General features: G+C 58.2%; 6 protein-coding genes. 2 read left to right on the top strand and 4 right to left on the bottom strand.

The window, feature by feature from the left end; translation table 11 throughout:
- Nucleotides 1-72 precede the first annotated feature (72 nt).
- Nucleotides 73-984 carry a bestrophin family ion channel gene (locus ABJK70_RS19225; RefSeq protein WP_077730856.1) on the bottom strand — a complete coding sequence of 304 codons (912 nt, stop codon included), beginning with the start codon at nucleotides 982-984 and terminating at the stop codon, nucleotides 73-75.
- A gap of 57 nt (nucleotides 985-1,041) precedes the next feature.
- Here ABJK70_RS19225 and ABJK70_RS19220 point away from each other — a divergent pair, with 57 nt between their 5' ends.
- Nucleotides 1,042-1,227, top strand: a complete 186-nt coding sequence (locus tag ABJK70_RS19220; RefSeq protein WP_205780792.1) for a YbdD/YjiX family protein — start codon at nucleotides 1,042-1,044, stop codon at nucleotides 1,225-1,227.
- 53 nt (nucleotides 1,228-1,280) lie between these two features.
- Here ABJK70_RS19220 and ABJK70_RS19215 read toward each other — a convergent pair whose 3' ends face one another.
- The 3 genes from ABJK70_RS19215 to ABJK70_RS19205 all read right to left on the bottom strand — a co-directional run bounded on the left by ABJK70_RS19215 (nucleotide 1,281) and on the right by ABJK70_RS19205 (nucleotide 4,133).
- Nucleotides 1,281-1,541 carry a hypothetical protein gene (locus ABJK70_RS19215; RefSeq protein ID WP_077730857.1) on the bottom strand — a complete coding sequence of 87 codons (261 nt, stop codon included), beginning with the start codon at nucleotides 1,539-1,541 and terminating at the stop codon, nucleotides 1,281-1,283.
- Nucleotides 1,542-1,825: 284 nt separating this feature from the next.
- On the bottom strand, nucleotides 1,826-3,397 hold the full coding sequence (locus tag ABJK70_RS19210; protein WP_347258801.1) for a SulP family inorganic anion transporter: 1,572 nt from the start codon (nucleotides 3,395-3,397) through the stop codon (nucleotides 1,826-1,828).
- Nucleotides 3,398-3,464: 67 nt separating this feature from the next.
- Nucleotides 3,465-4,133 carry a carbonic anhydrase gene (locus tag ABJK70_RS19205; protein ID WP_077730859.1) on the bottom strand — a complete coding sequence of 223 codons (669 nt, stop codon included), beginning with the start codon at nucleotides 4,131-4,133 and terminating at the stop codon, nucleotides 3,465-3,467.
- A 112-nt stretch (nucleotides 4,134-4,245) separates the two neighbouring features.
- Here ABJK70_RS19205 and nhaR point away from each other — a divergent pair, with 112 nt between their 5' ends.
- A complete protein-coding gene (nhaR, locus tag ABJK70_RS19200; protein ID WP_086133462.1) occupies nucleotides 4,246-5,142 on the top strand; it encodes a transcriptional activator NhaR in 897 nt (298 codons plus the stop codon).
- The last annotated feature ends 350 nt before the right edge of the window (nucleotides 5,143-5,492 follow it).

Genomic DNA, 5,492 nt, shown 5'->3' with positions numbered 1-5,492 from the left:
TTCCCCGCAGGCGCATAAACCGACGCAAGGCCATTGCCTCGCGCCGGGAAGCGGACGGGTTCATCAAAACCGTCAATGCGCCGAGGTGACCGATGCGCGGGATCCGGGATCGGCGTATTTCGCCACGCTGGAGCCGACGGTCGCCCGCTTTTTCAGCAAAATTTCGCTCACGTTGGAGCCGATCATCTTAGCCAGTTCTTCCGTGGGAAGGTCGTTGGCATCGTCGCCGAAGGGATTCTCGATTTCTTCCGCGATCAGCTCCAGGCTGCCCAGAACGAAGAACACGAAAGTAGTGAACAGGATCGTCCAGTACCCGAATTCGTGCACGAAGCAGAACGGCATGGTGACGATGTAGACGAAAATGAACTTCTTGATGAAAAGGCTGTAGGAGTACGGGATCGGCGTTTTCTTGATGCGTTCGCAGGCGCCGCAGATGTCCGTCAGCGAGGTGAGTTCGCTGTTGATGTTCAGATAATGTACTCCGGCGAGATCTCCGCCCCGGTGCAGTCGGTCGATTTCCCTGAACAGGCTGTTGGCGATAAGATTCGGCCGGTGCACGCCGGCCGGTCGGCGTTGCAGCGGTTCGGCATCGCGGAGATGCTCGTTCAGCACCGAGGCATAAGCGGCAATATGTTTGGCGATGATGAGTCTGGACGGATGGTTTTGTCGAAGGAATGCGTTGCACTTCAGCGCCAGATTGCGGGACGTATTGACCAAGGTTCCCCACTGCCGCCTGCCTTCCCACCAGCGCTCGTACGCCGTGTTGGTTCGAAAAACCAGCAGCAGCGAGATGACGAAGCCCAGTAGGGAGTGAACCAGATTCGTGCCCTTGAATTCCTCGGGCAGCAGATCGCGATCGATATAGGCTATGGCCGCGGTGAATAAGGCGACCGAACTCATGGCCGGCAACAGCCTTCTGAACGTGTCGCTTTTATGAAATTTGAAAATGAGGCCCCACCACGATTTGGGGTTGTAATTGATCACGCTGAACTCCTAAGCGGCTTTCGATCTCGGGAGTGAATTGCCGAAGTGGATTATTAAATGATGAAAACAGTCAAGACGCTATGGCATCTGCTGCGGGAAATGACCGGCGACGATGCCTATGAAAAGTATCTGGCGCATTGGCGTGTCCACCACGCAGGCGAGGGCGGGGAGCCTTTGAGCCGCAAAGAGTTTTTTGATGCCGAGCTGCATCGGCGATGGAGCGGCGTCAAACGCTGTTGCTGACGCGGCGGCGCATCCCGCCTTCGCAGGCGGGATGCCGAAAGATGCGGTGGCAGTTATATCCGGCTCTTGATCCGTTCGTAGGCGCTTCTTACTTCTTCACCGAGCATTTTGACGCTGGTCCAGACATCTTCCGAGGCGTCTTTGGCTTCGTCGGCGACTCCGGCGAGCTTGCTCTTGAACTCTTCCAGCTTTTCTTCCGTCTTGTTCCACTCTTCCTGAGCCTCGAGTTTCGCCAAGTTGAGCTGCACCCGCAGTTCGTCCCGTTGCTGAAGTAAGCCGTCCCGAAATTTTTCCAATTCTTCTTTAATGTTCATGATGATTTCCTCAATGTTGGTTCGCCTTGACCTCGCACATACAAGGCCTCCTCCGATTTCCTTGGTTTGACTTAAACGGCGCGGTATTGCGAGGATTCGTCACAGCAAGCTGTACGAACGCATGGTAACAATCTTGAACGGAACTCTTCCAGTCCATCATTGTTCTGCGTCTGACGGAGTCCGCTCGGACTTCCCTCAATAGCTGCAACCCGGATGGACCGCGTCGCAGCCGGTCCGCGGAATCCTTCGGCAAACTCCAGGCCACGGCCCGTCAGGATGGATCTTCATGCGGCCTCGATGCGCCGTTCTCCCCAGGCGTGCTGCTGGAAGACGGCGCGCAGTCTGTCCCAGTCGATGACCAGTTCGCCGCCGGCTGCCTTATGCTGTTGTTCCCAATTGATCAGAAGATCCAAGCAGGCATGATCGATATAGGTCAGTTCGTGGAAATTCACGTGCACCTGCGCGTCGGGACGGACCCGCTCCAGGGCCGCCGCGAGCTTCGGCAGACGGATGAAGGTTGCGGCGCCTTTGAGGCGGATCGTGGTCCGGCCGCTCCCTTTTTCCTCTTCGACCGCAACCTCCAGATGCGAGAAGCTATACAGCAATCGGACCAACGCCAGAGCGATTCCGACAGCAATGCCGGTCAGGAGGTCCACCACTACCACAGTACCGAGGGTCGCCGCGTATATGCCGGCTTCCGCCCGGTCGGTGCGCCACAGTGTGCGCATGGCTTTGGGATTCATCAGTTTGACGCCGGTGTAGACCAGCACCGCCGCTAGGCTGGCCACCGGAATCAAGCTCAGGACGCCCGGTAGAAGGGTGATGAACACCAACATCCAGACGCCGTGCAGGATCGTGGACAGCCGGGTTCTCGCACCGGCCAGCACATTGGCGGAACTGCGGACGATCACGCCGGTCATCGGCAATACACCGGCCAGTCCGCACAGGATGTTGCCGACGCCCTGGGCGGCTAGTTCCCGATCGTAGCGGGTACGCGGCGCATGCCGCTGCATAGAGTCCACCGCGGTGGCGGTCAGCAGCGATTCGGCGCTGGCTACGAAGGCCAGAGACAGGCCCGCCAGCCAAATCGCCCGGTCGGAGAGAGCTCGAAGATCGGATCCGCCGGGCCAGCGTAACGCTTCCAGCAGATTGTCGGGGACTGGCACGTACTTGAGGTCCGCCTGCAATATCGCGGCGCAGGAGGTGCCGACCGCGACGCCGAGAAGGGGAGCCGGCAGCAGCTTGAGCTTTTGCGGCGTGAGCCTGTTCCACAAGAACATGGTTACGATGGTGAGCAGCCCGATCAGGGCCGCCGGCCGGTGAACCGTTTCGGAAATTCCTTTCCATACCGCCTGCGGCAAGGTCCACAGATTGACGATGCCGCCGAATTCCTTGCCGGTCCCGGGAGGCAGATCGTCCACCATGACATGGAACTGGGAGGCGAAGATCAGAATGCCTATCCCTGCCAGCATGCCCTGGATCAACGACGGCGACACGGCCCGGAACACCTGGCCCAGCCGCAACAGGCCTGCCGCCAGTTGCAGCAATCCCGCCAGGAGCACAATGACGCCCAAGGTTTGGAAGCCGTGTTCCTGAACGAACAAAGCGACCATCACCGCCAAGCCGGCCGCCGGCCCGCTCACCTGAAGCGTGCAGCCGGACAATGCTCCGGTGACGACACCGCCGATGATGGCGGTAATGAGGCCGGCCGAGGCGGCGTGCGCCATAGGCACGCCGGAAGCGATGGCGATACCCATGGAGAGCGGCAGGGCCACCAGAAAAACCACGATAGAGGCGGGGAGGTCCGTTTTCCAGGCGGCGCGAAAAGCGGATAGTCGCAAGGTCTGTGCGTTCATAACAGGATTTGCCCTTTGGGCGGTCGGAAGTTCAGGAAGAGCTTCAACGATAGAAAAATGCGAGGACCTAGATTTCCGTTGCAATGAGTGTGCGTTCGTGTACGGACGGCATGGGGCGCTGTTCGGTCAGCCGCAAAAACTGCCCGCTTCCAGCGTCATAGCCGAATACTTCGCCGGTCTCGATCTTGTAGACCCAACCGTGCAGTTTAAGTTTGTTCTGGGCCAACCCGGAGGCCACCACCGGATGGGTGCGCAGATTCTCCATTTGCGCCAGCACGTTCTCCTGAATGGTGATATTGAGCAGGGAAGCGCTCTCCAGGTCTACATACTTATCGTGAACGACACGGCGGGTGGATTCCGCATAGGAGAGCCATTGGCTCAGGGCCGGAAAGTCGCGGGTCGATGGCCGTTCCAAGAGGCCTTTCATCGCGCCGCAATGAGAATGTCCGCAGATGATGATGTCCTTGACCCCGAGACCGGCCACCGCGAATTCGATGGTGGCGGCTTCGCCGCCCATGACCGCGCCATAGGGAGGCACGATGTTGCCGGCGTTGCGCAGAATGAACAGTTCGCCGGGTTCGGTCTGGGTGAGCAAGTTCGGATTGATGCGCGAGTCGGAACAGGTGATGAACAGCACTTCGGGCTGCTGTCCTTTTGCCAGCCGCTCGAACAGCTCGCGCTGAGAACCGAAAAGGTCGTTCTGAAATCGGTGTAGCCCCTGTAACAGTTTTTGCATCGTTGATTCACGCTGAAATTGACTGACGGGGCATAGCCTATAGATTGAGCTTATTATAATAAAATAGAATGTTTGAAATTCATTTATAGATAAAATCAATTAATCTGTTCTTATGGGGCGCATCAACTATCAGCATCTGTTTTATTTCTGGAATGTAGCTCGCGAGGAAAGCGTGACCCGCGCTTCCGAGAAGCTGCATCTGGCGCAGCCCACCATTAGCAGTCAATTGGCGGTGTTCGAGAAAACCATCGGAGAAAAGCTGTTTTACAAGAATGGCCGCAAACTGGTACTGACGGATACCGGCCGCATCGTGTTCCACTATGCCGATGAAATCTTTTCCCTGGGTCAGGAGCTGGCCAACACGCTCAAAGGCCGGCCGACCGGGCGGGCGCTCCGGCTGGTGGTGGGCGTGGCGGATGCTTTGCCCAAGCTGGTCGCCTGCCGCCTGATCGAGCCGGCCTTCCGGCTGCCGGAGCCGGTGCAGATTCTTTGCTATGAGGATAAGGCGGAACGCCTGTTGGCGGAGATGTCGCTGCAAGGCATTGATCTGGTGCTGTCGGACGTCCCCGTCACGCCGGCGAACGGTGCCAAAGCGTTCAACCACTTGTTGGGAGAGTGCGGAGTCACGGTGTTCGGAACCCCCGAGTTAGCCAGTGCGTACCGCCCGGACTTTCCCCGTTCCCTCAGCGGAGCGCCTTTCTTGCTGCCGACCGGCAATACCGCGCTCCGCCGCTCGCTGGATCAGTGGTTCGACGCCGAGAACATCAGCCCGAAAATCCAAGCGGAAATAGAAGACAGCGCCTTGCTCAAGACCTTCGGCAGTGGCGGAACCGGGCTGTTCGTCGCGCCCTCTGCGGTCGAGGAGGAGATTCAACGTCAGTACGACGTGGAAGCCATAGGCCGGATCGATTCCGTGCGGGAACGGTTCTACGCGATCACGGAACGCAGGAAACTCAAGCATCCCGCTGTGAGCGCGATCCTGGAAAATGTCGGCAAGAAGCCGCTCTGATCCGCAGCCAGTTCCGGCATCGCCGTTTCCTTTTATCGAACGACCAGACAAGGTGGTTAAAAGGTAGGCGGGGATAAGCCCGTCCCGGTAATTCCTAAGACCCTTCGGTAGACCCGGCCGTTGGGCCAACGGGTTCGTCGGAAGGGTGGCTTCGGCGCTCCCGAAGACACCGTTTGCGATTGGGAAAGGATTGCCGACCTACGACTTTCCGAGGAATTCATTCTTGTAGTCAGTTATAAGAGAGCTCTGAGGGGAGTTGGAGGGGGACCCTCAAGTCCGGTACAAAGGTTTGTTCATTTAACCGGAAAGTGTGGGAGGTATCCCCCATGGGTAAGCGAAGATATCGTAGC

Origin of the sequence: Methylocaldum sp. (genome assembly GCF_039794385.1) — a bacterium.
GTDB lineage: Bacteria > Pseudomonadota > Gammaproteobacteria > Methylococcales > Methylococcaceae > Methylocaldum.
The sequence above is the reverse complement of the archived record's forward strand: the minus strand, read 5'-3'. Positions and strand labels throughout refer to the sequence as shown.

What these genes read in the sequence shown, in the direction of transcription:
- ABJK70_RS19220 (WP_205780792.1), top strand. Translation starts at nt 1,042, where the DNA reads ATGATGAAAACAGTCAAGACGCTATGGCATCTGCTGCGGGAAATGACC.
- ABJK70_RS19205 (WP_077730859.1), bottom strand. Translation starts at nt 4,133, where the DNA reads ATGCAAAAACTGTTACAGGGGCTACACCGATTTCAGAACGACCTTTTC.
- ABJK70_RS19215 (WP_077730857.1), bottom strand. Translation starts at nt 1,541, where the DNA reads ATGAACATTAAAGAAGAATTGGAAAAATTTCGGGACGGCTTACTTCAG.
- nhaR (WP_086133462.1), top strand. Translation starts at nt 4,246, where the DNA reads ATGGGGCGCATCAACTATCAGCATCTGTTTTATTTCTGGAATGTAGCT.
- ABJK70_RS19210 (WP_347258801.1), bottom strand. Translation starts at nt 3,397, where the DNA reads ATGAACGCACAGACCTTGCGACTATCCGCTTTTCGCGCCGCCTGGAAA.